Annotated in this window: 28 protein-coding genes; 20 read left to right on the top strand and 8 right to left on the bottom strand. The window is 39.2% G+C overall.

Going from position 1 to position 26354, the window contains the following annotated elements; all coding sequences use genetic code 11:
* Positions 1-529 precede the first annotated feature (529 nt).
* From V6260_RS17865 to hslR, 4 genes are all read right to left on the bottom strand, one after another.
* Positions 530-1645: a PepSY-associated TM helix domain-containing protein gene (locus V6260_RS17865; RefSeq protein WP_341595474.1), complete on the bottom strand. Its 1116-nt coding sequence runs from the start codon at positions 1643-1645 to the stop codon at positions 530-532.
* A gap of 182 nt (positions 1646-1827) precedes the next feature.
* Complete coding sequence (locus V6260_RS17860) at positions 1828-3366, bottom strand: phosphoenolpyruvate carboxykinase (protein ID WP_341595473.1); 1539 nt, start codon at positions 3364-3366, stop codon at positions 1828-1830.
* 270 nt (positions 3367-3636) lie between these two features.
* Positions 3637-4482: an Hsp33 family molecular chaperone HslO gene (hslO, locus tag V6260_RS17855; RefSeq protein WP_341595472.1), complete on the bottom strand. Its 846-nt coding sequence runs from the start codon at positions 4480-4482 to the stop codon at positions 3637-3639.
* 12 nt (positions 4483-4494) lie between these two features.
* Positions 4495-4917 carry a ribosome-associated heat shock protein Hsp15 gene (gene hslR / locus V6260_RS17850; protein WP_341595471.1) on the bottom strand — a complete coding sequence of 141 codons (423 nt, stop codon included), beginning with the start codon at positions 4915-4917 and terminating at the stop codon, positions 4495-4497.
* Positions 4918-5126: 209 nt separating this feature from the next.
* Here hslR and gspC point away from each other — a divergent pair, with 209 nt between their 5' ends.
* The 13 genes from gspC to V6260_RS17785 all read left to right on the top strand — a co-directional run bounded on the left by gspC (position 5127) and on the right by V6260_RS17785 (position 17138).
* Positions 5127-6068, top strand: coding sequence for a type II secretion system protein GspC (gene gspC, locus V6260_RS17845; protein ID WP_341595470.1), 942 nt, complete (start codon positions 5127-5129; stop codon positions 6066-6068).
* A gap of 23 nt (positions 6069-6091) precedes the next feature.
* Positions 6092-8155, top strand: a complete 2064-nt coding sequence (gspD, locus tag V6260_RS17840; protein ID WP_341595469.1) for a type II secretion system secretin GspD — start codon at positions 6092-6094, stop codon at positions 8153-8155.
* Positions 8148-9713: a type II secretion system ATPase GspE gene (gspE, locus tag V6260_RS17835; protein ID WP_341595468.1), complete on the top strand. Its 1566-nt coding sequence runs from the start codon at positions 8148-8150 to the stop codon at positions 9711-9713. Before gspD ends, gspE begins: the two co-directional genes overlap by 8 nt.
* 2 nt (positions 9714-9715) lie before the next feature.
* Complete coding sequence (gene gspF, locus V6260_RS17830; RefSeq protein WP_138683107.1) at positions 9716-10951, top strand: type II secretion system inner membrane protein GspF; 1236 nt, start codon at positions 9716-9718, stop codon at positions 10949-10951.
* 72 nt (positions 10952-11023) lie between these two features.
* Positions 11024-11446, top strand: coding sequence for a type II secretion system major pseudopilin GspG (gspG, locus tag V6260_RS17825; protein ID WP_211001717.1), 423 nt, complete (start codon positions 11024-11026; stop codon positions 11444-11446).
* A gap of 49 nt (positions 11447-11495) precedes the next feature.
* Complete coding sequence (locus V6260_RS17820; RefSeq protein ID WP_341595467.1) at positions 11496-12083, top strand: pilus assembly FimT family protein; 588 nt, start codon at positions 11496-11498, stop codon at positions 12081-12083.
* On the top strand, positions 12083-12457 hold the full coding sequence (gene gspI / locus V6260_RS17815; RefSeq protein ID WP_138683104.1) for a type II secretion system minor pseudopilin GspI: 375 nt from the start codon (positions 12083-12085) through the stop codon (positions 12455-12457). The genes V6260_RS17820 and gspI overlap by 1 nt, the downstream gene beginning before the upstream one ends.
* A complete protein-coding gene (gene gspJ, locus V6260_RS17810) occupies positions 12458-13108 on the top strand; it encodes a type II secretion system minor pseudopilin GspJ (protein WP_341595466.1) in 651 nt (216 codons plus the stop codon).
* Complete coding sequence (gene gspK / locus V6260_RS17805) at positions 13101-14090, top strand: type II secretion system minor pseudopilin GspK (RefSeq protein ID WP_341595465.1); 990 nt, start codon at positions 13101-13103, stop codon at positions 14088-14090. Before gspJ ends, gspK begins: the two co-directional genes overlap by 8 nt.
* Positions 14087-15295, top strand: coding sequence for a type II secretion system protein GspL (gene gspL / locus V6260_RS17800; protein ID WP_211001721.1), 1209 nt, complete (start codon positions 14087-14089; stop codon positions 15293-15295). Before gspK ends, gspL begins: the two co-directional genes overlap by 4 nt.
* Entirely contained in the window at positions 15292-15765 is a 474-nt protein-coding gene (gene gspM / locus V6260_RS17795; RefSeq protein WP_211001722.1) for a type II secretion system protein GspM, read from the top strand. Before gspL ends, gspM begins: the two co-directional genes overlap by 4 nt.
* Before the next feature lie 3 nt (positions 15766-15768).
* Positions 15769-16527 (top strand): type II secretion system protein N, encoded by a 759-nt coding sequence (locus tag V6260_RS17790; RefSeq protein WP_341595464.1) that lies wholly within the window; start codon positions 15769-15771, stop codon positions 16525-16527.
* Between the two features lie 23 nt (positions 16528-16550).
* Positions 16551-17138 (top strand): UPF0149 family protein, encoded by a 588-nt coding sequence (locus V6260_RS17785; protein WP_211001724.1) that lies wholly within the window; start codon positions 16551-16553, stop codon positions 17136-17138.
* Positions 17139-17164: 26 nt separating this feature from the next.
* On the opposite strand, the gene V6260_RS17780 is transcribed toward V6260_RS17785, so the two are convergent.
* Both V6260_RS17780 and V6260_RS17775 read right to left on the bottom strand, forming a co-directional pair.
* Complete coding sequence (locus tag V6260_RS17780; protein ID WP_211001725.1) at positions 17165-17371, bottom strand: hypothetical protein; 207 nt, start codon at positions 17369-17371, stop codon at positions 17165-17167.
* Positions 17371-17730 (bottom strand): hypothetical protein, encoded by a 360-nt coding sequence (locus V6260_RS17775; RefSeq protein WP_341595463.1) that lies wholly within the window; start codon positions 17728-17730, stop codon positions 17371-17373. The genes V6260_RS17780 and V6260_RS17775 overlap by 1 nt, the downstream gene beginning before the upstream one ends.
* Before the next feature lie 284 nt (positions 17731-18014).
* On the opposite strand from V6260_RS17775, the gene ccoG reads away from it, so the two are divergent.
* From ccoG to V6260_RS17750, 5 genes are all read left to right on the top strand, one after another.
* Positions 18015-19445, top strand: coding sequence for a cytochrome c oxidase accessory protein CcoG (gene ccoG / locus V6260_RS17770; RefSeq protein ID WP_341595462.1), 1431 nt, complete (start codon positions 18015-18017; stop codon positions 19443-19445).
* 82 nt (positions 19446-19527) lie between these two features.
* The gene (locus V6260_RS17765; protein WP_341595461.1) at positions 19528-20502 is read left to right on the top strand and encodes a serine/threonine protein kinase; all 975 of its coding nucleotides are present in this window, start codon (positions 19528-19530) and stop codon (positions 20500-20502) included.
* Positions 20503-20536: 34 nt separating this feature from the next.
* Positions 20537-21160, top strand: coding sequence for a thiol:disulfide interchange protein DsbA/DsbL (locus V6260_RS17760; RefSeq protein ID WP_341595460.1), 624 nt, complete (start codon positions 20537-20539; stop codon positions 21158-21160).
* An 18-nt stretch (positions 21161-21178) separates the two neighbouring features.
* Positions 21179-21817, top strand: a complete 639-nt coding sequence (locus V6260_RS17755; RefSeq protein WP_341595459.1) for a thiol:disulfide interchange protein DsbA/DsbL — start codon at positions 21179-21181, stop codon at positions 21815-21817.
* A 58-nt stretch (positions 21818-21875) separates the two neighbouring features.
* Positions 21876-22328: a DUF523 domain-containing protein gene (locus V6260_RS17750; RefSeq protein ID WP_341595458.1), complete on the top strand. Its 453-nt coding sequence runs from the start codon at positions 21876-21878 to the stop codon at positions 22326-22328.
* Between the two features lie 10 nt (positions 22329-22338).
* On the opposite strand, the gene trmA is transcribed toward V6260_RS17750, so the two are convergent.
* A complete protein-coding gene (trmA, locus tag V6260_RS17745) occupies positions 22339-23436 on the bottom strand; it encodes a tRNA (uridine(54)-C5)-methyltransferase TrmA (protein WP_341595475.1) in 1098 nt (365 codons plus the stop codon).
* Positions 23437-23598: 162 nt separating this feature from the next.
* Here trmA and V6260_RS17740 point away from each other — a divergent pair, with 162 nt between their 5' ends.
* Both V6260_RS17740 and murI read left to right on the top strand, forming a co-directional pair.
* Positions 23599-24735, top strand: coding sequence for a DUF5610 domain-containing protein (locus V6260_RS17740; protein ID WP_341595457.1), 1137 nt, complete (start codon positions 23599-23601; stop codon positions 24733-24735).
* 65 nt (positions 24736-24800) lie between these two features.
* Positions 24801-25601, top strand: coding sequence for a glutamate racemase (murI, locus tag V6260_RS17735; RefSeq protein ID WP_341595456.1), 801 nt, complete (start codon positions 24801-24803; stop codon positions 25599-25601).
* On the opposite strand, the gene V6260_RS17730 is transcribed toward murI, so the two are convergent.
* Positions 25564-26043 (bottom strand): RNA-binding protein, encoded by a 480-nt coding sequence (locus tag V6260_RS17730; protein ID WP_341595455.1) that lies wholly within the window; start codon positions 26041-26043, stop codon positions 25564-25566. The two genes, murI and V6260_RS17730, sit on opposite strands and share 38 nt — an antisense overlap.
* Positions 26044-26354 lie beyond the last annotated feature (311 nt).

Here is a 26354-nt window from a genome sequence, read left to right as displayed (position 1 = left end):
GCCAAGACCCCATCCCGAACTCAGCAGGAAAGCAAAACAGCTCGAAGGCGAGCCCTGCACAAGGCCGCCCCGAGTTTACATTGTAAAAAGCCTGAGTAGTATTTGGACTGTGGGTAAATTATACCAATTGGCTTAACATTTGACTTAATATCAAAGCTTAACTATTTGGTCTTGTGATAAGTATTGAGCATGACCTTTAAGTCTTTATATACGCTTTTAGCAGCTTAACTGAAGAGAATAAAAATAGTTAAGTAGAGGTTGATACAGAGACTTTACACATAGACCTTAAATCTAATGGCATGAGGTTTATTTAATAGTACTTATGGAGTGCCTACATAAACTAGCAGTATTAAACTACCTTTCATTAATTGTTTTATAGCCAGATAAGCGGTTAAGGGCTGGTTTAATTTAATATGTATTGAGCGCTATTAATTTTGAACCCTAAGGTTAACTAAGGCCATATACTTTATATTAAAAAACCATCGACAAGACTTGCTGAAAAGTGATTAGTGTACTCTTTCAACTAAAGCTAATTATGTATTCTCTTGGTTCTAACTAACCATCTATATACTCCCATAAAAAACAATGCTGCAGATCCAAAGCCACTCAACATCCAAATTACTTTTAAAATGTTACCGCCAAAGCTGCCATCATGTAGAGGGTGTATCCAGTTTTTAATTTTATTAGCTGTACTTTGTTTATCTATATTAAACACGCTCTCTAATTTTCCTGTAAGGGCATTCACCTCTATATAGCTATGCGGAAAGCGATACGAAGGATCGTTTACAGTTTGAAATCTAAATCTGTAAACTGCATTTAAGTTTGATGGTGTTTCAATCCAAGCTAAACGCGTACCCGGTAATGTTTTTTTAGCTATTAATATCGCTTGTGATAAAGGAATATTGGTTTGTTTTCTCGGTTGTATTTGTGTTTTTGTTGGGGAGTTCATATCGCCAACTAGGGCTGTTAATATAGGATCTGTCTGTTTTGGAATCGCGAGCATAACACCTGTAACAGTTAAAGCTAGTAACGGTATGCTGAAGGTTAAACCAATTAGTTTATGCCAGTCGTATAGCAAGCCTATTTTTGAGCTACGAGATTTAAATTTTAGTGCCTTTACCCACTGCCCAGGCTTTGGAAGCCAAGCAAAGAATCCAGAGATGAGAAGAGCTATTGAGGCTATTCCTATATAGCCAACAACGAGAGTGCCCGTTGTTCCTGTTAGTAATGAAAAATGTAAGTTGTACATCCAAGTTACTAAGTATTCTCCCCAATAGCTTTTACGTATTACTTTATCACCACTGCTAGATAGCCATACAATTAAGGGGGCAAAGCCCTGCTCTTTTGTTTCTACTGGATTGTAGTATCGCGCGGGAATTACTGAGTTTATACCTGTGCTTTCTAATCGCCATGGCCCTTGCTTTGTAGGAAAATTGGCTCTTAGCGTATTATATGCTTGATCCCAATTAGGCGTTTTTATGTTTGTAGTAGCGTCATTTACTGGATTTAGCAGTAAGTCTATTTGCGGGTAGTAAACTAATATAGAGCCAGAAAGAGTAGTAATAGTAAGTAAAACACCTACTGATAGGCCTAAGTATAAATGTAACCGCCTGAATTTTTTTCGCCATGAAAGCTTTAGTGTCATTAATTAAATAGCCGTAATTAGTAATGCAGGTTTATTGGGCATTATGGAATGATTAACTACGCGGTATATTATATGGTTTTGGATATGAGTTGTGCGGCATTTTGTCGCACTTATTAGCTTAGGTATTTAGAAAGTAAAACGCCAGCCCTTGGCTGGCGTTAAAATACAAGCTTGAAGCTTATTTAAGCTTTAGGTCCTGCATTTTTTATATCGTCTGATACGTCATACTTAGCAAAGTTTTCAGTGAAGTCGGCGGCAAGTTTTGCTGCATATTCATTGTACTTAGCTTTCTCTTTCCACGTATTTATAGGATTAAGTAAGTTAGTATCTACACCTGGAACGGCTACTGGTACATCTAGGTTTAAAACATCAATATGCTGAGTTTCAACGCCTGCTAACTTCCCAGATACGATTGCATCGACTACTGCTCGTGTAGTTGGAATATCAAAGCGTTTGCCTGTTCCGTAAGGACCACCTGTCCACCCTGTATTTACAAGGTACACTTTTGCGCCAAATTCACGAACTCGCTTCATAAGAAGCTCTGCGTATACACCTGCTGGGCGTGGGAAGAATGGTGCACCAAAACATGTAGAAAATGTTGATTCTATGTCGCTTGTTGAGCCGATTTCAGTAGAGCCAACTTTTGCTGTATATCCACTTAAAAAGTGAAAAGCTGCTGCTTCTTCTGTTAATACAGATACAGGAGGCAACACGCCGCTTACGTCACAGGTTAAGAATACGACTGCTTTTGGTTCGCCAGCACGGTTTTCTACTTTACGTTTTTCTACGTGTTCAAGCGGGTAAGCTGCGCGACTATTTTGCGTTAAGCTCGTGTCGTTAAAATCTGGTGTGCGTGATTCATCCAATACTACGTTTTCTAAAATAGTACCAAATCGAATAGCATCCCAAATTACTGGCTCATTTTTTTGTGAGAGGTCGATACATTTTGCGTAGCAACCACCTTCAATATTAAACACGCTACCTGGAGCCCAGCCGTGTTCGTCATCACCAATTAAAAATCGAGTTGGATCTGCAGAAAGTGTTGTTTTTCCTGTACCCGATAAACCGAAGAATAATGCTGTATCGCCAGCTTCGCCTACATTAGCCGAGCAGTGCATTGGTAATACACCTTTAGCAGGAAGTAGGAAGTTTTGAACAGAAAACATCGATTTTTTCATTTCACCAGCGTAGCGCATACCTGCTAATAAAACTTTACGCTGCGCAAAGTTAATAATAACGGTACCGTCGCTATTTGTACCATCACGCTCTGTATCACAAACGAATGAGGGTACGTTCATTACTTGCCATTGTGGTAAGTTAGAAGCGTTATAGTTTTTTGGTTCGATAAACATGTTTTTGGCAAAGATATGGTGCCACGCTTTCTCTGTAGTAACAACTACAGGTAGATAGTGTTCAGGGTCTGCGCCAACTTCTAGGTGAGAGGTGAAGTGGTCATTATTTTGAACATGTGCTTCTACGCGAGCCCATAGAGTGTCAAATTTGTCTGCATCAAATGGACGGTTTACGTTGCCCCATTGTATGTCATTTTGAGTAGATGCTTCTTGTACAATAAAACGATCTTTTGGTGAACGACCAGTTCGTTTTCCTGTAATTGCAACAAAAGCACCATTTGCGGCTAAAGTACCTTCGCCACGGCGGATCGCATGCTCGACAAGTTCAGCTGCGGTTAAATCGACAAAACGTGTAGCGCCTGTAGTCATGTTTATACCTAACTATAATGTGTGAGAGTTTGAACGGGATAGCTCTGGGGTTATCAGTGCCCTTAAGCTGAAATGATAGTAACAGAAGGTTTTGAGATATTCGAGCCCGTAAAGGCTCTAAAAACACATGTATTTGCTAAAAAACATGATTAATTTCAATGATACCGGTGTCAGTAAATTAACAAAATTCATGACACCGGTATCATCTTTTTATAATATAAAACCGCGTGTTTTGCGGCTTTATAATAAGATTTTGGATGAAACATTTAATTAGTTAAAAATATTTTTTACATCTTGCTCGTTAAAAATATATTCTTTTAAACAGTAGTGGCAGCTTATATTAACCGAACCATTTTTAGCGACATCATCAAGTAGCGCTTGTTGCCCTACATTAACAAGAGCCGTAATTGTTTTTTCTCGGCTACAGCCACATTTGAACGTAATTGCTTGAGGTTCAAATACACGAGGGTTATCTTCATGGTATAGGCGCGTTAGTACTGTATTGGCATCAAGTTCTAATAATTCTTCGTCTTTAATAGTGCTACTTAGTGCTTCTAAATGTGCAAAGTCATCAATCGACTTTTGTTTATCTACTGGCAGTACCTGTAAAAATAAGCCACATGCTTTAGCGTTACCTTCGCTAGTATCTGTTGCAAACCAAAGGCGAGTTTTTAGTTGCTCTGATTGTTCAAAATAGCTTTCAATACACTCGCTTAATGTATCATGTTCAAGAGGAACAATGCCCTGGTAACGCTCACCTTTAGTTGGGGTGATGGTAATGACCATATAGCCTTTACCAATCAGCTCTTTTACTGATGAGCCTGTTACTTCACTTTGCATGCGGGCTATTCCACGCATGTTTTGTTTATCGTCACCATTAATAACTGCGTATTTAACGGGACCATCACCTTGTAGTTGAACGGCTATCTCACCTTCAAACTTTAAGGTCGCTGTTAATAAGCACGTTGCAACGAGTAACTCACCTAATAAGGCCTTAACAGGCTGAGGATAATTATGATTGGCAATCATTTCGTTGTAGGCGTTTTCGATTTGCACGAGTTCACCACGAACATCGAGGTCGTCAAATAAATAACGGTGAAGTAGATCTTGTTGCATGAGCGGCTATACCTAACTTGATTTCATTTTTAAAAGTTCGCGCCTTTGCTTTTTATCCGGCTTTCTATCCGGATGTGGTGCAAAGAAGCTATTATTTTTGCGAGCGATGGCGTTTTCTTCGCGTTTAGCAATACTTGCATCAGATTCTTGATACATGGTCTGTGCAATGGGGGCGCTTTGGCGCTTTTCAAGCACAGAGAGTATAGTAATAAGCTTTTCATCTACGCCTTGAGCTAGTTTTATTACTGCTCCAACCTCAACTATTTTACTTGCCTTGGTACGTTGGCCATTATAATGTACTTTGCCGCCTTGTACCATGTCGCGAGCAATTGCACGTGTTTTATAAAATCGAGCGGCCCATAACCATTTATCTAATCGAACTTTTAGCTTATCAGTATGGTCAGAGTCTTTATTCGCATTGCTTTTATTATTCATTAAGGTATTTTCCCACATTTTATAGCTGAAAATTTATCATGAAATCATTGCTGGATGAAAGGTATTACAATGGCAGCTTATTTTTTATGTTGTTATTAAAGCCACTCATTCTGTTTACAAAGTTTAATATTAGTGTGCTTGTTGAAAGAAAAACGAAAGGGTACTATGGGCACGCGCTAACGCAGTAAATTAAAATAAGAACACTATTTATGGAACAGCAAATCCAACAGCTAAAACAATTTTTAACTCGTTTACCGCATGCTAAGCTGAGTGCATTAGTAACAATGTTAGTTGTTGTTTATCTTGCCTTTTTATTATCAAAGTTAGTTTGGCTTTTATGGCCAAAACCACCGGTAACCCTACTTACACCTAGCCATAATCCTAATCAATCACCTGGTCCGAGTAATAACTCTGCGCAGCATATTGTTGAGCAATTCTTATTTGGTAAAAAAACTGTAACAAACAACAATAATACTGCAAAGCAATCGCAGGTTATAAACAATGCGCCAGAAACACGCTTAAGTATAAATTTAACTGGTATTGTGGCAGTTAATAACGATGATAAAGCAGGTATCGCAATTATTGAATCACAAGGTAAGCAAGTAAGCTATCTTGTTGAAGAAGTTGTATTAGGCACGCGCGCTGAAGTAGCACAGATATTACCAGATCGTGTTATTTTGAATGTTAATGGACGTTTTGAGACGTTGATGCTAGATGGGCTCGATTTTAATAAAACGGTATCTATGCCAGTACTTGCTGCCCGTGATGGTGCTGAAATGGGTCCGCAAAAATTAGAGCCAAGTGAACTACAAATAGATGCCACTGCAGATCCAGACGTTAAAAAAGCAATTATAGAAACACGTGAAGAGTTACTCGAAGAGCCAGGCAAGCTATTTGACTATATACGTGTTTCACAAGCTATGAACGATGGCGAACTAATCGGATATCGTTTAAGTCCAGGTAAAGAGCCTGAACTGTTTAAACAAATGGGATTAAAAAATAACGATTTGGCTATTTCTATAAATGGCTATCAATTAACAGATTTAAAACAGGCAATGTCAGCTATCAACGAGCTGCGTAATAGTACAGATGCCAATATCACTATAGAACGTGATGGTGAACAAATCGATGTGCAATTTAGTCTGCAATAATTTAGCTTTGGAGTTTTAATATAATGGTTCAGGTGCTACACCTCAAAAAAATTAAAAAAGGGTTAGCTAAGTACGCAGCACTTTTTTTGGCGGCAAGTATTTCTTTGTCTGTTTCTGCTGTTGAATATGCTGCTAACTTTAAAGGAACTGATATCAACGAGTTCATTAATATTGTTGGTAAAAACCTTAATAAAACAGTGATTATTGACCCTAACGTGCGCGGCAAAGTAAATGTTCGCAGTTATGAGTTAATGGATGAAGCTCTTTATTATCAGTTCTTCTTAAATGTATTGGAAGTTTATGGTTACTCAGCTGTTGAAATGGACAATGGCATAGTTAAGATAGAAAAAAGTTCAGACGCCAAAAAATCAAATGTACCACTTATTGACGAAGGTAGTGAAGCTAGCGGAGACATGATGATTACACGTGTAGTACGTGTTAAAAATGTAAGTGTGCAAGAGCTTGGCCCTTTGGTTCGTCAATTTAGCGATCAAAAAGATGGTGGCCACGTTGCCAACTTTAATGCGGCTAACGTAATGATGCTAACGGGTCATGCTGCATCGGTTAATCGCTTAGTTGAGATTATTCGTTCTGTTGATCAGGCTGGTGACAAGCGTGTAGACATCGTTAAGCTAAAATATGCGACGGCAGATGATGTTGTCTCTGTGGTCGATAATATTTATAAAAACAGCGGTAAAGGCAGTGTACCTGAATTTTTAATTCCAAAAGTTGTGGCTGATGGACGAACCAATAGCGTTATTGTAAGTGGTGAAGGCCAAGCACGTACACGTGCTATTGAGCTCATTAAGCGCTTAGATGGCGAGCTAGAAAGCCAAGGTAATACAAAAGTATTTTATTTAAATTACGCAAAAGCCGAAGATTTAGTAAAAGTATTGCAGAGTGTTAGTAAGTCAATTGTAGAAGATGCACAAGGCGGTACAACTAAAACTCGTAGCAGAAGCAATAATGAAAGCAGTATAGAGTCTCACCCTGACTCAAACTCATTAATTATTACCGCGCAGCCAGACACAATGAGATCGCTTGAATCGGTAATTGAACGTCTTGATATTCGCCGTGCCCAAGTACTAGTTGAAGCCATTATTATTGAAGTAATGGAAGGCGACGGGGTTAACTTAGGCTTACAGTGGATTTCTGAGCAAGGCGGTATGCTGCAGTTTAACAATGGTACTACGGTTCCCGTTGGTTCGTTAGCTGTTGCCGCTGAACAAGCACAAGATGTAACGGTTACTAAAAATATAATAGGAACTGAATCAGGTACGGTAACGCCGTATACGGAAACAACAGAAGGTGATTATGGTCCATTAGCTTCCTTACTTAGTGGTATAAATGGTTTAGCGCTGGGCGTTGTTAAAAATGATTGGGGGGCAATCATTCAAGCAGTAGCTACCGATACAAATTCAAATATTTTGGCGACCCCTTCTATTACTACAATGGATAACGAAGAAGCATCTATTTTAGTTGGTCAAGAAGTACCTATTATTACGGGCTCACAAACAGGTAGTAACAATGATAACCCGTTCCAAACGGTTGAACGTCAAGAAGTTGGTATTAAACTAATAGTTACGCCACAGATTAACGATGGCTCTGCAGTACAGCTTACTATTGAGCAAGAGGTATCGAGCGTAAGTGGTGCAACTGCTGTTGATATTTCAGTTAATAAACGCGCAATTAAAACCACGGTTATGGCCGATGATGGCGGTATGGTTGTACTTGGCGGTTTAATTGACGAAGACGTACAAGAAAGTGTTTCTAAGGTGCCGTTATTAGGCGATATCCCTATTTTAGGACACCTGTTTAGATCAACAAATACAACGCGCCGTAAGCGTAATCTTATTGTATTTATTCGCCCAACCATTATTCGTGATGGTGTAAGCATGAATAAGCTAAGTTTTAATAAATATAACTTTATTCGTGGTGAACAGTCTAAACAAAAAGAAGACGGTATTGAGTTAATGCCAATGACAGATACGCCTATTTTACCTGAGTGGAATGATGAACTGGTACTTCCACCTACGTATGAAGAGTCTCTACGTAAACAAAATGCACAAGAGCGTAAAAATGACTAATGCAATTCAAGAGATAAACCAAGATGTGGTTCATCCTCAAATGCATAATCAGGATGAGCTATTAACGAGTGATTCCTTAGTTGAGTTACCAGCAAAGCGTTTGCCGTTTTCTTATGCAAGGCGCGCAGGTGTATTGCTTGGAAAAAACAAAGATCATTGCATAGTTTACTACCGTGGTGAGCTAGATGTGGAAGTGCTATTAGAAGTCCGCCGTATCGCAGGCCATGGTTTTACACTTGAGCAATTAGACGACGATAAATTTGAGCTATTACTTGAAGCGTCATACCAACGTGATAGCTCTGAAACACAACAGATGATGGAAGATATTGGCAACGAGGTTGATTTGTTCTCACTTGCTGACGAACTCCCACAGACTGAAGATTTACTTGCTGGCGATGACGATGCGCCAATTATTAAGCTTATAAACGCCATGCTTAGTGAAGCAATTAAAGAAGGCGCGTCTGATATTCATATCGAAACCTTTGAGCAAGAGCTAGTAATTCGCTTTAGGGTTGACGGAGTTTTAAAAGAGGTATTAAAACCAAACCGTAAGCTCGCGTCATTACTTGTCTCGCGTATTAAGGTAATGGCTAAGCTTGATATTGCTGAAAAGCGTATTCCTCAAGATGGTCGTATTAGTCTTCGTATTGCTGGACGTGCAGTTGATGTTCGTGTATCTACCATGCCATCGAGCTTTGGTGAGCGTGTAGTACTGCGTTTACTTGATAAAAACAACGCACGCTTAAATCTAGAAGATTTAGGTATGACGCCGCAAAACCGTGAATTATTTGCTGATTTAATTAGCAAACCACACGGTATTATTTTGGTAACCGGCCCAACGGGCTCTGGTAAAAGTACCACCTTGTACGCCGGCATGAGCCAAATAAACTCGCGCGATCGTAATATTTTAACTGTTGAAGATCCAATCGAGTACGAAATTCCAGGTATTGGTCAAACGCAAGTAAATACAAAAGTAGATATGACATTTGCACGCGGGTTACGTGCAATATTACGCCAAGATCCCGATGTAGTAATGGTGGGTGAAATACGTGATCTTGAAACGGCTCAAATTGGTGTGCAAGCATCACTTACTGGTCACTTAGTAATGTCTACGTTACATACAAATACAGCCTCAGGTGCAATCACTCGTATGGAAGATATGGGCGTTGAACCCTTTTTACTTTCATCATCGTTACTTGGTGTACTTTCTCAGCGCTTAGTTCGTACCTTATGTAAATCTTGTAAGGAAGGGCACGTAGCTGACGAACGTGAGTGTCAATTACTAGGTGTACCGTTTGACAGTCAACCTACTATTTATCGCGCAGTAGGGTGTGAAGAGTGTAACTTTAATGGTTACAAAGGCCGTACTGGTATTCATGAGCTGTTAGTTGTAGATGAAGCTATACGTGAAATGATCCACAGCGGTAAAGGCGAGCAAAGTGTAGAAAAATACATTCGCCAAAAAAGTCCAAGCATTCGTCAAGATGGCTGTAGCCGTGTACTTGCAGGTAAAACAACACTTGAAGAAGTACTTCGCGTAACCCGCGAGGAAGCCTAGTTATGGCAGCGTTTGAATACCGTGCGCTTGATGGTCGCGGAAAAGAAAAAAAAGGCATCTTAGAGGCCGATACTGCAAAGCAAATACGCCAAGTATTACGAGAGCAAAAGCTAACTCCGCTAGAGGTAGTTCCAGCTGCGCAGAGCGATAAACAAGTTAAAGGCGAAAAAGCGCCATTACTTGGCAGCTTTTTTAAACCGACTATTTCAACGTCAGATCTTGCGCTTATTACTCGTCAATTGGCCACGCTTATTCAATCGGCATTGCCAGTTGAAGGCGCGGTTATGGCTGTTGCTGAACAATGTGAAAAGCCGCGTTTAAAACGTATGCTTATGTCGGTACGTTCAAAGGTGGTAGAAGGTTATACGCTTGCTGATGGTATGAGCGAGTTTCCGCATGTATTTGACGACTTGTATCGTGCGATGGTTGCCGCCGGTGAAAAGTCAGGTCACCTTGATCAGGTACTTAACCGACTTGCCGATTATACTGAGCAGCGCCAACATATGCGTAGCCAAATAACGCAAGCCATGGTTTATCCTACTATTTTGGTAATATTCGCGATTGGTATTGTATCGGTATTGCTTGGTACGGTTGTACCAAAAATACTTAAAACGTTTGAGAAAACCAAACAAGTACTACCATGGACCACCGAGTGGGTAATGGCTGGCAGTCACTTTGTGCAAAATTATTGGTTTATTAGTTTAATCGCGATTACCGCAATTGCTATAGGCATTAAGCATGCACTTAAACAGCCTAAAATACGATTTTGGTGGGATGACAAAGTACTGCACATGCCAGGTATTGGTAAAGTAGCGCGTGGGATTAACACTGCTCGTTTTGCACGTACATTAAGTATTTTATCGTCAAGTTCTGTACCGCTACTTGAAGGTATGCGTATCTCAGGTGGTGTATTAGTTAACGAAAAAATTAAAAAAGCAGTTGGCGATGCTTCCGACAGAGTAAGCGAAGGGGCAAGCTTAAGAGCGGCTCTTCAACAAACTAAGTTGTTTCCACCAATGATGCTGCATATGATAGCCAGTGGTGAAAAATCAGGTGAGCTTGAGCAAATGCTAGAGCGCGCCGCTAACAACCAAGACCGAGAATTTGAAAGTATGGTTAACGTATCACTTAAATTACTTGAGCCCGCAATGATTGCCTCAATGGCCGTTATTGTATTGTTTATAGTAATGGCAATACTGCAACCAATAATGGCAATGAACAAAGCCGTAGGGCTTTAAATAATTTTTATATATTAATGATTTTACCTAAATCATTTTTGCTTAGTGTTTTTAGAATAACGAGGTAATTACGTGAATAAACAATCAGGTTTTTCTTTATTAGAAGTAATGGTGGTACTGGTTATCATCGGAATGATTATGTCAATTGTTGCGCCTAATATTATGGGTCAGCAAGAAGAGGCCGCTATCGATAAGGCGCATTTAGATATTCAACAACTTGAAGATGCGATGAGCTTGTACAAGCTTAAAAATAAAAGCTACCCAAGTACAGAACAAGGTTTAGAAGCGCTAGTTAATAAAACAAGCATTGAGCCAATTCCAAAACGTTTTCCTGATGGCGGCTTTATTAGCGAGTTACCAGAGGATCCTTGGGGTAACACGTATCAATTAATTAGCCCAGGCGAAATTGGTAAGTTTGATATTTTTTCTATGGGTCCAGATGGCGAAGTTGGCACCGATGATGACATCGGTAACTGGGATGAAGACGAACAATAATGTCTAACTACGCTTTTATGCATAATTACACAACTGCTCGAGGCTTGCTATGCAAGTAAGCCTTAAGCAGCTGAATAAAAAAAGTAGAGGCTTTAGTTTAATCGAAATTTTAGTGGTATTAGTGATCATCGCTTTTGCCACAAAAATGGTGGTATACAGCTTAGAGGGTGGCGCTGAAGATGAGTTAGACACTCAAGCACTTAGGCTGCATACCACCATTAATATGGCATCTGAATTTGCAATTTTAAATCAGGTGGAACTTGGTTTTTTAGTCGAAGAAAATACCCTAGAATACTTAGTCTTTGATGGTCAAAAATGGATAACTTTTGACCGTGAAGAGCTGTTTAAACCCATAGAGCTGGATGAGCGGTTAAAGCTTACTTTAAATTTAGAAGATTTAGCGTGGGCGCAAGATAACTTGTTAGAACAGGCTAATTGGCGCGAGCTAATGAGCGGCGGTGATGAAGATAGCTTGTTAGAGTTTAAAAAAGTAAAAATACCCCAAGTGCTTATTTTATCATCGGGTGAGGTCAGTGCATTTCAACTAATACTTGAATTAAAAGAGCAAAGTGAACCGGTTTATTTCATTGAAGGCGAGTTTACTGCACCTGTTAATTTTCGCCGAGAGCCAGAATAATGAAGCTTAATAGAGGCTTTACGCTATTAGAGGTACTGGTGGCGCTTAGCATTTGTGCTATGGCAGGTATAGCTGCTATGCAAGCCACTGGCGAGCATATACATCATTTAACGACGATTGAAGAGCAAACGTACGCATCCTGGGTTGCTGAAAACGTACTTATTGAGCAACGTACCAAAGGTGAGCAGTGGCAAGGTAAAAACAATGCACGAGGTAGTGAAGTAATGGCGGGTGTTGAATGGTTTTGGCAACAAGAGGTAACAGCTACAGCCGACAAAAGCTTTGTTAAAGTAACAATCAATGTATTTACTGATGAAAAGTATGAGAACTCGGCATATGAGCTTTCAACTTATCTCAACAAAGGTAGTAAGTAAGTGAAGCAGCGTGGGTTTACGTTGTTAGAGGTAATGGTTGCACTGGGCATTTTTGCTTTTGTAATTATTGCCACCCATCAAATATTAGATAGCACGACCAAAGCAAAAGATGCTTCGGATGACAAAATTGCTGAGTTGAACGGGCTACAAACTACTTTTAGGTTAATGGATCAAGATTTTAGCCAAATGACCAAACGTGCCGTTCGAAACGAATCGGGTGATGTACAAGAGCAATACTTGCTAGCAGGTCGTTATGTGTTAGAAAGCCAATACGATGGCATCGCATTTGTGCGCGACGGCTGGGTTAATCCTATAAACTTATTACCGCGTTCTGAATTACAAGCTGTGGGCTACAGAGTACTAGATGACAACCTTGAACGCGTTTACAGGGTATACGTAGACCAGCTTGATAATATGGAGCCGCGTGTACAGCGAATACTTGAAAATGTAGAAGAGCTCAAGTTTGAGTTTTTAGATGATAAAAACGCATGGCAAGAACAATGGGAAATTAAAGCGCTTCCTAAAGCCGTTGCTGTAACACTTCAGCAAATAGAGGCTGAACCTATTCGTCGAGTATTTTTAGTTCCTGGTCAGGGTAAGGTTGTTGCTCCACCAAGTACCACTCAAAGTACGAGTGCAGATAATGGGTAAACAGCAAGCGTCACGTGGCGCAGCACTTGTTATCGTTTTATTTATTGTTGCTTTAGCTGCTATTTTAGCGGTTGAAATGAGTGCTAATTTGATGGTGCAAGTTCAGAAAAGCACTAACCTACAAGGACACCAACAAGCTAAATGGTATGCGTACGGTGCAGAAGAGCTAGCTATAAAAGGGCTTATACAGAGTAAGAAAGATGATGCCGATAAAACATCGCTTGATCAAATTTGGGCAACTCAAGGTAATACTGCGTACCCGGTCGATAATGGTACATTGAGTGGTCAAATTACTGATTTACAAGCTTGCTTAAACTTAAATGCTTTAGCGCAAGCACCTGATATAAGCGGTACAAGTAAAACAAACCCTGCGCATAAAGCGTTATTTGCACTACTTGAAAATATTGAAGATTTACCTGCGGATGAGTCAGAAGAGGCGATGGCCGATAGCGTATTTGATTGGCTTGATGAGGACAGCATTACTTATCGTTCAGGCGCGGAGGAGGATGAGTATTTATCTCGTAAATTTCCGTATATGACTGCAAATAGCTTATTTGCGTCAACATCGGAGCTGCGTTTAGTGAAAGGTTTTAACCCATTAGTAATGGAAAAAGTATTACCGTATGTATGTGTAATACCAGGCAGTACGCTTTTATCAATTAACGTAAATACATTAATGCCTGAGCAAGCGCTCATACTCAGTGCTTTAATAGAAAGCTTGAGCTTATCTGGCGCAGAAGCGGTGTTAGGTGCAAGACCGCAAACTGGCTTTGACACTATAGATGAATTTTTTGAAGAAGTTAAGCAGCAAGGCGGCACTAATACAGACGCAGTAAAAAGTTTATTTAGTATTAAAAGCGAATATTTTAAATTACAAACGCAGGCAAATTTTGTCGACCTGCGTTTTTCGATGACCACATTACTGCACGCTAAAGATGGCGACGTAACGATACTGGCGCGAAAATTTGGAGGCGTACAGTGACAGAAATACTGTTGATCCGCACGGGTCAAACCGAACAAGAACTGCTTAACTGGTTAATATACTCACCACAAGAACAAGAAATAATAGCCAGTGGTGAATTACCCAATGCAAGCCACTTAACTGAGTTAAGTGAAAAAGCACAAAGCAGAGAAGTTATCGTTTTACTACCAAGTGACCAAGTGCAATTAAAGACAGTTGCCTTACCCACAAAGTGGAACCGTAAACTTGAGCAAGCATTGCCGTACATGCTTGAAGAAGATATAGCCTGTGATGTAGATGACTTATTTATAGCAGTAGGCGAGCCAACGATGCTTGGCGAGCAACATGCCATACGTGTAGCAATGACCGATCGTGAATGGTTTGAACAATGGCTTGCGTTATTTGCAGAGCATGATTTATCTGTTTATAAAATATTACCAGATGCACTGTTACTCCCTGCGGGAGATGAAGGTGAGGCCACTGCTATTGAACTTAATAACCAGTGGTTATTTAAACAAGGGCAATGGCATATTAGTGCGGTTGAGCCAAGTTGGTTAAGTAATTATTTAACGGCTTTAGGCAATCCAAACATTAAGCATTTTAGCCCTGCGAATCATTTTCCTGAAAGTGTTAACCTACGCGCACAAACCAATGAATACGACTTGCCTTTGGCTTTATTTGCAAAGCAATTAGATAGCGTTAAATTTAATTTGCGCCAAGGCCTTTATCAGCTTAAAAAGAAAAGCTCATTGTGGTGGGGATACTGGAAAGGCGCAGCAATTATTGCAGGCGTTGCGCTAGTTTCTACGGTTGCAATTAAAGCAATAGAACTGCATCAACTCAACTCGGAACTAGAAATAGCTAAAGCGCAAGTGGTTGATAGATATAAAAAAGCGTTTCCTGGCGTAAAAGTTCGCCCTAACTTAATTAAAAGCCAAATAAAAGGCGCACTTGATAGAGTGCAAGGTTCAAGTGAAGCTGGCTTTTTAGACTTAACCGCAAATTTGGTTGATGTGTTTTCTCAGGTGAGCGAATTTACCCCAGAAACTCTGCGCTACGATAAGCGTCGAAATGAGCTGCGTATTCGCGCTAGAGCAAAAGACTTTCAAACATTTGGCAAAGTTAAAACCATACTCGAAAAACAAGGTTTAACCGTTGAGCAAGGCTCTTTAAATAACGACGGTGATTATGTTGTGGGCGAAATTAAACTGCGAGGTGCGGTATGAAAAAGCAGTTAATGCAATATTGGCGCTCACTAAAAGAGCAAGAGCAGCAATTAGTTATGGTCGCTGGTGGCGTATTTATTATTTTTGTTTTAGTTATGGGTATATTTAGACCATTAAATAACGCAATAGAAAAAGCGCAACAGTCACAAATAAAACAACAAGCGCTTCTTGTTTGGGTTGACGAGAGCATAGTAAAGCTAAAAGCGGCGGGCAATACTAGCGTAGCGAGCAATACAAACTTAAGCCAAGTTGTTAACTCTACACGAGGTCGTTATCAAATAGATATTAGTAAAATGCAGCCTAGTACGGGGTCACTTCGTTTAACGCTCGACTCTGTAGAGTTTAATCAACTAATCGAATGGTTAGACGAACTTGTAAATCAGCATGGTTTAAAAATTGAAAATTTAGATTTAAGCCGTGACGACAAATCGGGTTATGTACGTGTAAGCCGCTTGGTATTAGAGAATTAATTAATGAAAAAAATAATAATGTTATCGGCTGTATTTTTAGTCAGTTTTATTGTGTTTTGTATTATTAAATTACCGGCGGTCATAGCGCTTGATATAGCAAAGCCTTACTTGCCTAAACAGTTAGAAATTGGCCAAACTGTTGGTACTGTGTGGGAAGGGCAAATGATGCAAGTACGCTTTGAAGGCGAGCAACTAAATAATGTACGGTGGGATATAGCAGGCTGGCAATTATTTACTGGTAAGTTAAACGCAAATATTAAATTTGGTAATGCGCGTGAACGTAGTGATATTTCAGGATATGCCGACATAAGTTATGGGTTATTTAATAACAAAGTAAAAGTAACCGATGGTTTAGTTCGCTCAACGGTTGAGCGTGCGATGGGAAGAATACAGCTACCATTGCCAGTAACAGCTAAAGGTCGCGTAATATTAGAACTTGAAGAATATAGCTCGGGTGCACCTTATTGCGAATCGTTAAAGGGTGAAATAGCGAGCCCAAATATTGATGTGCAAGGGTTAAATGGCTGGTTTAATATAGGCCCTCTAGGAGGCAAGTTAAGCTGTAAGTCGGGTGATGTAGCTATATTAATTGACCCAGATAATACGTTAGGCCTTGAAGCAGATGCTACACTTAAAGCTAATTTTGATTTTAGTGTCGCCGGTTATGTAAAACCAGGTGCCAGCTTACCAAAAGATGTACATGATGCGGTTAAGTTTTTAGGCCGACCAGATAACCAAGGTCGCTACCCGCTCAATTTTTAATTGATTTAATATAAAGAGTTTTAATGCAAATACCCCAATTTACTGAGTTGCATGCAAAGCAGCTCAGCACGTTTTTAAACACTCAGCCTCAAGCTATGACCCTTGAGCAAAGCGAAGGTTATTTATTTGGCGTTATTTGTTCGCCCAGCCCACTTGATGTACACGAATGGCTTGCACAAATACTACCAAACACAGCTAACGACCTAGACGAAGAGATGCTGTTTTTATTCATGGCGCTTTATCATAAAATTAGTGAGCAAGTGTTTGAAACTGGATACAAGTTACCAGTAGAGTTTAATCTTGAGTTTTGTAAGCCTTGGAGCGAAGGTTTTTTAGTGGCGACAAAAGCGTATGCTGAGCCTCTTTTAAATGCCCCAGAGTTAGATACCGAGTTTAAACAAGCGCTAGAAAGCGCACTTAGTACGCTTAGCTTTTTTGCACTTGATCAGCAAGCAGTAACGCAAATTGCCCAGCAAAATAATATGACCTCAGACGCCCTGTGCCAATATCAGTATGAATCTATGGGTGATTTTGCATTAGGTTTTGCAGAGCTTATAGAAGTGGTTGCTATTAATAGTGGTTTAATCACAGATGATAGTTGGGACGAGTAATTCGCTTAACTTTTTAGGCGCTTAATCTAAGCGCCTAGTTCTAAAGCAATATCAGTGCAGCCTTTCTTACACTTTACTAAGCCTTTACCAGATTCGCTGGTGGCTAGATCAAGCGTTAAAACCCCATTACATTTTTCACACTTAAGCGTTTTACCTTGGGCTAATTGCTTGAGCATATTGCGTTGTTTATAAAACGAGTCGCTGGCTTTTTTATTTAGGTTAGAAAAATCCATTACTTAGCTCGCTTTTGCTCTAAAGCCTCAGAAACTATTTTACACACCATGTTTAAGCGCTCATCGTAAAAATACAAGTTAAGATCGCGCTCACGACAGTAACGTAAATGAAAAAGCTGTACTGAATCATCAGTGGTAAATGTTTTTTCTATGTACTCTTGCTCAGATTCAGAAAGCTTTAACTGAGCGGCTATTCTATTTTTAGCCATGTTTGCAGCAGGGCTTCTGTTTACTTTGCTGGCATCACTTAAAAAGCCAATGCCTTCTTCTAATAACTTTTCACGGGGTTCTTTTATTAAAGGATGGTCAATAGTGAAAAAGGCAAGGATCAACACTACCAATATAATAAATTTTTTCATGGATACGTAAACCTTGATCTAAATAGGGTTAAATTACCATGCAGTGTAATAAACTGCATTTTAAAAGCAAGTAACTGAGATGAATAAATTATTAGCAATCTATATCAGTAATTCTAGCCAATATTGTTATAATAGCTAACAGCAGTCAGATATTTCTGAAATATCTGAAACTATTCAAGAGGCTATTTATTCACCTAAATCTGCCAAGCAAATTGCTACACTTTAGTTGTAGAGAACCTGAGTAGTGCTGAATTTTTATTTCCAAGCGGCGTTGAGGAACTTCGATGGACAAGCAAATTAAAGTAAAAAATATACCTGCAGAGGTAAAAATCCAAAAGCCGGATTTAAGCCGAGATGATGACAGGTTTAATCCCCGAAATCGTATTTATGTGCGTGCTGTAAAAGGCCTTCATCAGTTACTCAGGCAACGTATTGGTTTTTTAGGTATGCTCGCTTTTATGGCATTACCCTGGATCAATTTTAACGGGCAACAAGCTGTATTGTTTGATTTGATAGGCCAAAAATATAATATTTTTGGTTTAACACTATGGCCTCAAGATTTTACTATTCTTGCGTTTATATTTATGTTGGCAGCATTTGCGCTATTTTTGGTTACCACTTTTTATGGCCGAGTGTGGTGTGGTTATACTTGCCCACAAACCGTGTGGACCTTTATTTTTATTTGGTTTGAAGAAAAGTATGAAGGAACGGCAAATCAGCGTAAAAAACTCGATCAACGGCCAATGGATTTTGATAAATTTTGGCGAAAAACAGCCAAGCACTCCAGCTGGGTCTTGTTTTCTTTGTATACCGCTATTTCGTTTGTAGGCTACTTTACACCCATTAGAGAACTGCTCCCTGATTTTGTCACCTTTAGCGTCGGTGGTTATGCATTAATAAGTATTATTTTCTTTGCTGCATGTACTTATGCCAATGCTGGCTGGATGCGTGAAATTATGTGTTTACATATTTGTCCGTATTCACGCTTTCAATCAGCTATGTTTGATAAAGATACCTACACCGTAACGTATGATGAGCAAAGGGGTGAAAGTCGTGGCCCACGTTCGCGTAAAGTTGCCCACGAAGACTTAGAAATGGGCGACTGCATTGACTGTAATTTGTGTGTTCAAGTATGCCCAACAGGTATAGATATTCGTAATGGCTTACAAGCTGAATGTATTAACTGTGGTGCGTGTATTGATGCTTGTGATGGTGTGATGGATAAAATGGACTATCCGCGAGGGCTTATCTCGTATACGACAGAGCGAAACCTAGAAACACCAGAAAATAAAACGAATCCACTGCGAGCTAAAATCATTGGTTATACGGTCATACTTGTTGTGCTTACGGGGGCGCTTGTCGCAAATATAGCACTGCGTAAGACCATGGACTTTGATATTATCCGTGATAGGAACCAATTATACCGTGTCGACTTTGATGGTTTGGTAGAAAACACTTACACGTTAAAAGTGATTAACAAAGCGCAATATGAGCAAACATTTAACATTAAAGTGCAAGGACTTGATAACTTTAAATACATAGGTAAGCAATCATTTACTGTGCAAGCTGGTCAGTCTCATAATGTACCGCTTTCACTTGTAATGGACCCATATGATTTAAAAGCGCCGATGACTGAGTTTAACTTTGTACTTTCGCCAGTCAGTGAACCTGACGAAACGATATCGCAGCCAAGTAACTTTTTCAAAGCTCGGTGATATCGACTTACCCAGGGGTAGGAAATTATAGCAATTAACAAAAGCGGGTGAATAACCCGCTTTTATTTTATATAAGAAGAGTATGAGTAAATTTAGCTTTATTGACTTAACACCCGACCTAATACTCGATGCTATAGAAAGTGTAGGCATTTATGCTGAATCGGGTTTATTAGCACTGAACAGTTACGAAAACAGAGTTTATCAATTTAAGGCTGAAGATGGCCTGCGTTACGTAGTAAAGTTTTATCGCCCAGAACGCTGGAGCAAAGGGCAAATTCAAGAAGAACATGATTTTGCATTTGAGTTAGCAGAGGCAGAAGTACCAGTCGTTGCACCGGTCAAATATAATGGGCAAAGCTTGTTTGAACACCAAGGCTATTTGTTTGTGTTATTTCCAAGTGTAGGTGGTCGTTTATTTGAAGTGGATAATTTAGATCAGCTTGACGTAATGGGGCGATTAATTGGCCGTATGCATCAAGTTGCTAAAAGCAAACCATTTGCGCACAGACCAACACTTACCTGTGAAGAATACTTACATACAGCCAAAGTTCATCTTCAAAAAAGTAACTTGGTGCCAATGGGAATAAGTACTGCTTTTTATACTATTTTAGATTTAGTAATAGAGCAGACACAAACGCAGTATAAAGATACACACAGCATTCGCTTACATGGGGATTGCCATGCAGGTAACATATTGTGGGCAGGTGATGCGCTAATGTTTGTTGATTTAGATGACAGCCGTCAAGGTCCTGCAATTCAAGATTTATGGATGATGCTCAGTGGCGATAGGGCTACGCAACTGTTACAGTTAGACACCCTTGTAAATGCGTATGAAGAGTTTTGTGATTTTGACCATACTCAACTCAAATTGATTGAACCGCTGCGCGCGATGCGTATTATTCACTACATGGGATGGGTAGCTAAACGATGGAGCGATCCTGCTTTTGTACGGAACTTTTCGTGGTTTGCAGATGACAAATACTGGGAGCAACAAATTTTAGCGCTAAAAGAGCAACTTGCAGCACTGCAAGAAGCACCGCTTAAGTTATTGCCATAATATTTTATTTAAAGATAAGTACAACGAGATACCAATGCTTAAAAAATTGAAACTGAGTTTATTACTTTTATGTTTACCATTTGCAGCACTTGCTGCAGAGTTTGAAGCCGATAACCAATATACAGTTATTGATGTAGATAAAAGCGCAGAGCCACAGGTAACTGAGTTTTTCTCATTTTACTGTCCACATTGTTTCAAGTTTGAACCCGTTGCTAAAGCAATTGAAAAAAATCTACCAGAAGGCACTGAGTTTATTAAAAATCACGTAAACTTTTTGGGTGGCGTTTCGCCACAAGCACAAAGCAATTTGAGCTATGCCTACATAATTGCTAAGCAGCATGGTCAGGCGCAAAGCATTGCGGATAAAATTTTTAAAAGTATTCATGTTCAACGCGCACCATTAACTGAAATGAAAGACGTTAAAAAGCTACTTGAAGTAAATGGTATTGATAGCACGACATTCGATCAAGAGATTGCTAGCATGCCAGTTATTTCAGCTGAGCAAGCAATGCAAAACAAACAAAATAAATACTCAAAATTAGGCGCACTTACGGGTGTACCTACTTTTATTGTTAACGATAAATATAAAATAAACCTCAACACCATCAAAAATCAACAAGAACTTGATGAGTTAGTTGCTTTTTTACTAACACTTTAATCTCGGAGAATAATAATAATGATCAAATTAGTTAAAGCGGGCTTACTTGCTGTACTACTGCCAATGGCAGCAACTAGTTTTGCAGCAACATATGAAGAAGGCGTGCATTACGACGTAGTTTCTGAGCGTGTAACTAAAAAGCCAGAGGTTAAAGAGTTTTTCTCATTTTACTGCCCTGCATGTAATAACATGGAAGCACTGATTGGTGAGTTTAAGCCTAAGCTTGATAAAGACGTTAAGTTTAAAAAGAGTCATGTGGATTTTGTAGGTGTTCGTGACCCAGAAAACCAACAAATGATGAGCCAAGCACTCGCGACAGCAGAAGTACTTCCACAAAAAGATAAAATTATCTCTGCTATTTTTAATCATATCCATACAAAGCGCGCTAAATTTAATGAGCTTGCAGATGTAAAAGATATATTTGTAGCGCAGGGGGTTGATGGTGATAAGTTTGATAAGTTGTTTAAAAGCTTCTCAGTACGTACGCTGAGCTCTAAAATGAAACGCGATCAAGACTACTTTAAAGAAAAAGGTGCACTACGTGGCGTACCTACCTTTATTGTAAATGGTAAGTACAAATTAAATCTAGGTCGTGAGTCGGGTATTACTGAACCTGAAGACATTAGCAAATTGATTAATTACTTAGCTAACAAGTAAGTTCTGCTAAAACAAAAAAGCTCCGTAAGGAGCTTTTTTACTTTATAGGGATATAGTAATGGAAAAAATATTGATATCGAGTTGTTTATTAGGTTTACCAGTTAGGTACGACGGTAAAAGCCAAGCAATATTACACCCGCAAATTAATTTATGGCGTAATGAAAATAGGTTCGTTATGTTTTGTCCTGAGGTAGCTGGTGGCTTGGCCACACCTCGGCCATCAGCAGAGATAAGGCGGGGAAGAGTAGTAACGTGCACTAATAAAGATGTAACTAAAGAATTTAAAACAGGTGCAGCTAAAGCCTTGGGTTTATGTAATGAGCATGCAATTCGTTTTGCTTTACTTAAAGAGTCGAGCCCTTCGTGCGGTAGAAATACAATTTACGATGGTAGCCACAGCGGGATTAAAATACAGGGTATGGGTTTGACTGCTAAGTTACTTATGGAAAACCAAATTAGAGTGTTTAGTGAAAATCAAATACCAGCACTAATTAAGGTGCTGGCAATATAATATTAGGTCGTTATTTTCTTTGTAAGAAAACACCAGATTCTATGTGATGCGTATAAGGGAACTGATCAAATATCGCAAAGCGCTTAACATTATGCGTACGAGTTAAGTGATCAAGGTCACGCTCAAGGGTTTCTGGATTACACGATATATAAATTATGTTTTCGTAATTAGCTACTAGGTCACACGTTAATTCGTCCATGCCGGCACGTGGAGGATCAACTAATATGGTTTGGCAGTCATAGCTTTTAAGATCAATACCGTCTAAACGAGAGAAAGTACGCTCGCCATTCATTGCTTGAGTAAACTCTTCACTCGACATACGAATAATATCGAGATTATGTACGTTGTTTTTGGCAATGTTATACTGAGCAGAGTGAACAGACGATTTAGATATCTCAGTTGCTAGTACTTTATTAAACGAACCCGCTAGTGCAATAGAAAAGTTACCGTTACCGCAATAAAGCTCTAATAAATCATTTTTAAGTGGTTTACATAAGTCTTGCGCCCATTCCAGCATATTAATATTTACTTTAGCATTTGGCTGAGTAAAGCTGTTTTCAACTTGTTGGTAAATAAGCTCTTGGCCGTTAATTGTTAAACGCTCAGTAACAAAGTCGTCACCAAGCACTTCTTTTTGTTTGCGTGCACGGCCAATAAAATCAATTTTATACTTACTGCTTAGTTTTTCTTTAAGTGCTTTTATTTCAGTTAGCCACTGCTCATCTAGAGGCTTGTGATAAAGCAGACTCACTAAAATTTCACCGCTTAGGGTTGATAGGTAATCTATTTGAAATAGCTTGCGGCGTAAAATCTCACATGGTTTAAGATTTTCAATCATCACCTGCATAATTTCACCAACAAGAGGGGCCGCAGGATCAAATGTATCTACGCGAATTTTTTCTTTTGTTTGTTGATCAAACATAATATGGAACAGATCGTCGCCATCGTGCCATACTCTAAACTCTGCGCGTTGACGATAGTTAGTTGGCTCTGAGCTAAATACTTCTAATTGCTCCACACCAAAACGACGAAACTGTGCACTAATACGCTGCTCTTTTTCACTTAACTGCGCTTGGTACTGTGTGGTATCTATTTTAATAACTGCCATTAACACTACTACCTTATCTGAGATCTGTTTATCGGCGCTATTGTAGGGGGCGCTGCGTATTTGTCTAGTTTTGGCTAGCATTTATGCTGTTTTATTGCACATAGTACTTTAGTTTTTACTGTTATAGCCGATAATAAATTACGCACGCTTAGGAGACGAATCATGAAAATAGGTAATAATGGCTTTACGCCAAACAACATCAATAAATTTAATAATAAAGCTGATATACAGCAACCTACAATTACGTCTCCTCAAGATAGCTATCAGCAACGTGGTCAAGAGTTGGCTGCAAAAGTACTTGGCGATAAAATGGCTGAGCAATTAGGCTTACCTAATACCGAGAAACAAGTGGATAAACCTTTATTCGACTTTGATGAGGTAATTAAGAATGTACTCGATTTTGTGACCAGTACTGTCAATAAAGCAAAAACGAACGGCGCTGATGATGAAACGCTCAAAGGTATACTAGGTGATGCGCGTAAAGGAGTCCAAATGGGCATTGATGATGCTATTGATGAGCTAAAAGGAACTGGTGTATTTAATGACGACATGGAAAAGGGCATAAATAAATCTAAAGAGGGTATTTACAATGGGCTCGATAAGTTAGAAGAATCGTTATTCAACCCACAGCCTGCCAGCGTAAATATAAGCCAGTCTCAATATGTCAGTATGACAAGTAATGCAGAGTACAAATTTATTACCGCAGAAGGCGATGAGGTAAGTATTAGCTTTGCGGACGCTTTTGAATCTCAATCGGTAAGTAGCTATCAGCAAAATAGTAATAGTGAGTCGTTTGTAAGCTCATCATCACAATCTCGTCAGGTATCATTTTCAATGTCGGTAAATGGTGACTTAAACGAGCAAGAGCAAGAAGCTATTAATGCGATGATGGAAGATTTACAAGGGTTGAGTAAAATTTTTTTTAGTGGTGATTTAGATCAAGCATTCGAACAAGCACAGGAGTTGAGTCTTGGAAGTGAACAGCTGGTGGCTTTTTCTATGGATTTACGTCAAACAAAAACAATAGCATCAGTTAAAAGTTATGAAGAATTTAAACCAGTACCAGAAAAAGCAGTCGCTGATAGCTTAGCTCCTTTTAATGACGATCTTAAAAATGCTTTTGAAAAAGCGGGGGAACTTGGATTACAAAGTCAGCTTGGTGGAATTCTACAATGGCTAAACCAAGATCAAGAACAAATAGATAAGTTAGTGGATTACACAAAGTCTATGTTCGAAAACCTTAATCAGTTAAATTCGGCAGTCGACGATCTTACTGATTTAGAAACCACGCAAAGTTAAACTACTTTCTTTTATAAATACCTCATGGCAAACTGCCGTTCTTAAAGTAAAGTAGGAACGGTAGTTTGTCAGCGCATATAATGGTCTTTGATTCAGGTATTGGTGGAACTACTGTACTCGAGCATATCAAGCAAAGTATTCCCAATGCTCAGTACAGCTATTTTATGGATAATGCATTGCTACCTTATGGCGCTCAATCCCAACAAACTATAATTAACCGATTATGTTCACTTATTCATTTCATCAAAGCCAACACGCTTAACGTCGATTTAATTGTAATAGCGTGTAATACCGCTTCTACATCTGCACTTAGCGCAGTTCGCCAAATGACAGATATTCCGATAGTAGGTGTTGTGCCAGCAATAAAGCCTGCGGCAGAGTTAACACGTTCAAATCATATTGGCTTATTAGCCACACCAGCAACGGTCGCCAGTTTATATACTAAAACGTTAATTACTGAGCATGCACGTAATGTAATTGTTAGTCTATATAGCAGTGTGGAGTTAGTAACTTTAGCTGAGCAATATTTTTTTACAGAGTCCTTGGATACAAACAAGTTGAATCAAGTGCTTGATGACCTACATATAGACAAAACTATAGATGTATTGGTATTAGGGTGTACGCACTTTCCAATATTAGCAAAGCTTATTAGTCAGTATTTTGAAGGGAATGTAAAATTACTTGATTCAGGCGTAGCGATAGCAAATAGAGTCAACTATCTACTTAAACAACTTAACTTATGTGTGGATAAACAAACAGACATAAAAAAGCCGCTGCAATATTATGCAACGGCTGATGTGTTTTGCAATAAGCTAGCGGTAAAGCTAGTTACACTGATTGATCCGTCTCAGTACGTAGAGCATTAGAATCATCTTCTTGTTTTTGTTTTGCTTCACGTACCTTTAAAGTACGTTGTTGGAACTCGCTATCGTTCAAGTTAGCGATTGCATTGTCTGCATCAGCTTGCGCCATTTCAACAAAACCAAAGCCACGACGTTTGCCAGTATTCTTATCCTTTAATAAACGAACATTGAATACTTTGCCTTGTTCTTCAAATAATGCACGAACTACACCTTCGTTTGCACGATAAGGAAGGTTACCAACATAAAGCGTTTTTGTTTTAACTTCAGCTTCTTCAGTCACATCAGATGACATTGCACCAATAGCAATTGCACCTATTAATAAACCAGCACCAAATAGTAATGCAGGGTTTAAAGCTAAGCCGCCTAAAGCAAACTCAACAACAACAAAACCAACTACAGCAAGAATAACAGAGAAGATAAAAGATTTTTGATCGGGTAATTTCATTTTAGATCTACCAATAAACAGGAAATAAACATTAATTTAACATTGTGAACTTGCTATCTTAACGCCTAAATCAAACATAGCAATGATATTTGTATTAAATAATAAATAAGAGCATAAAAAAGCATCATCTTAGACAGTTTTTCATGTTGTTTCACGTGGTTTTGTTTGATTTTTGTTCGAACAGTGAAAAGATCTAAAAAAAGGGTTGATCTGTTTTCGGATCTCCCTATAATGCGACCCCACTGAGACGGGAAAGGCCAACGCATAGCGAGGCACGAACTACTCAGAGAGTTAAATAAAACTTCGGTTTT

The organism is Pseudoalteromonas aliena (genome assembly GCF_038155085.1).
GTDB classification, from domain to species: domain Bacteria; phylum Pseudomonadota; class Gammaproteobacteria; order Enterobacterales; family Alteromonadaceae; genus Pseudoalteromonas; species Pseudoalteromonas aliena_A.
This window is presented reverse-complemented; position numbering and strand designations above follow the sequence as displayed.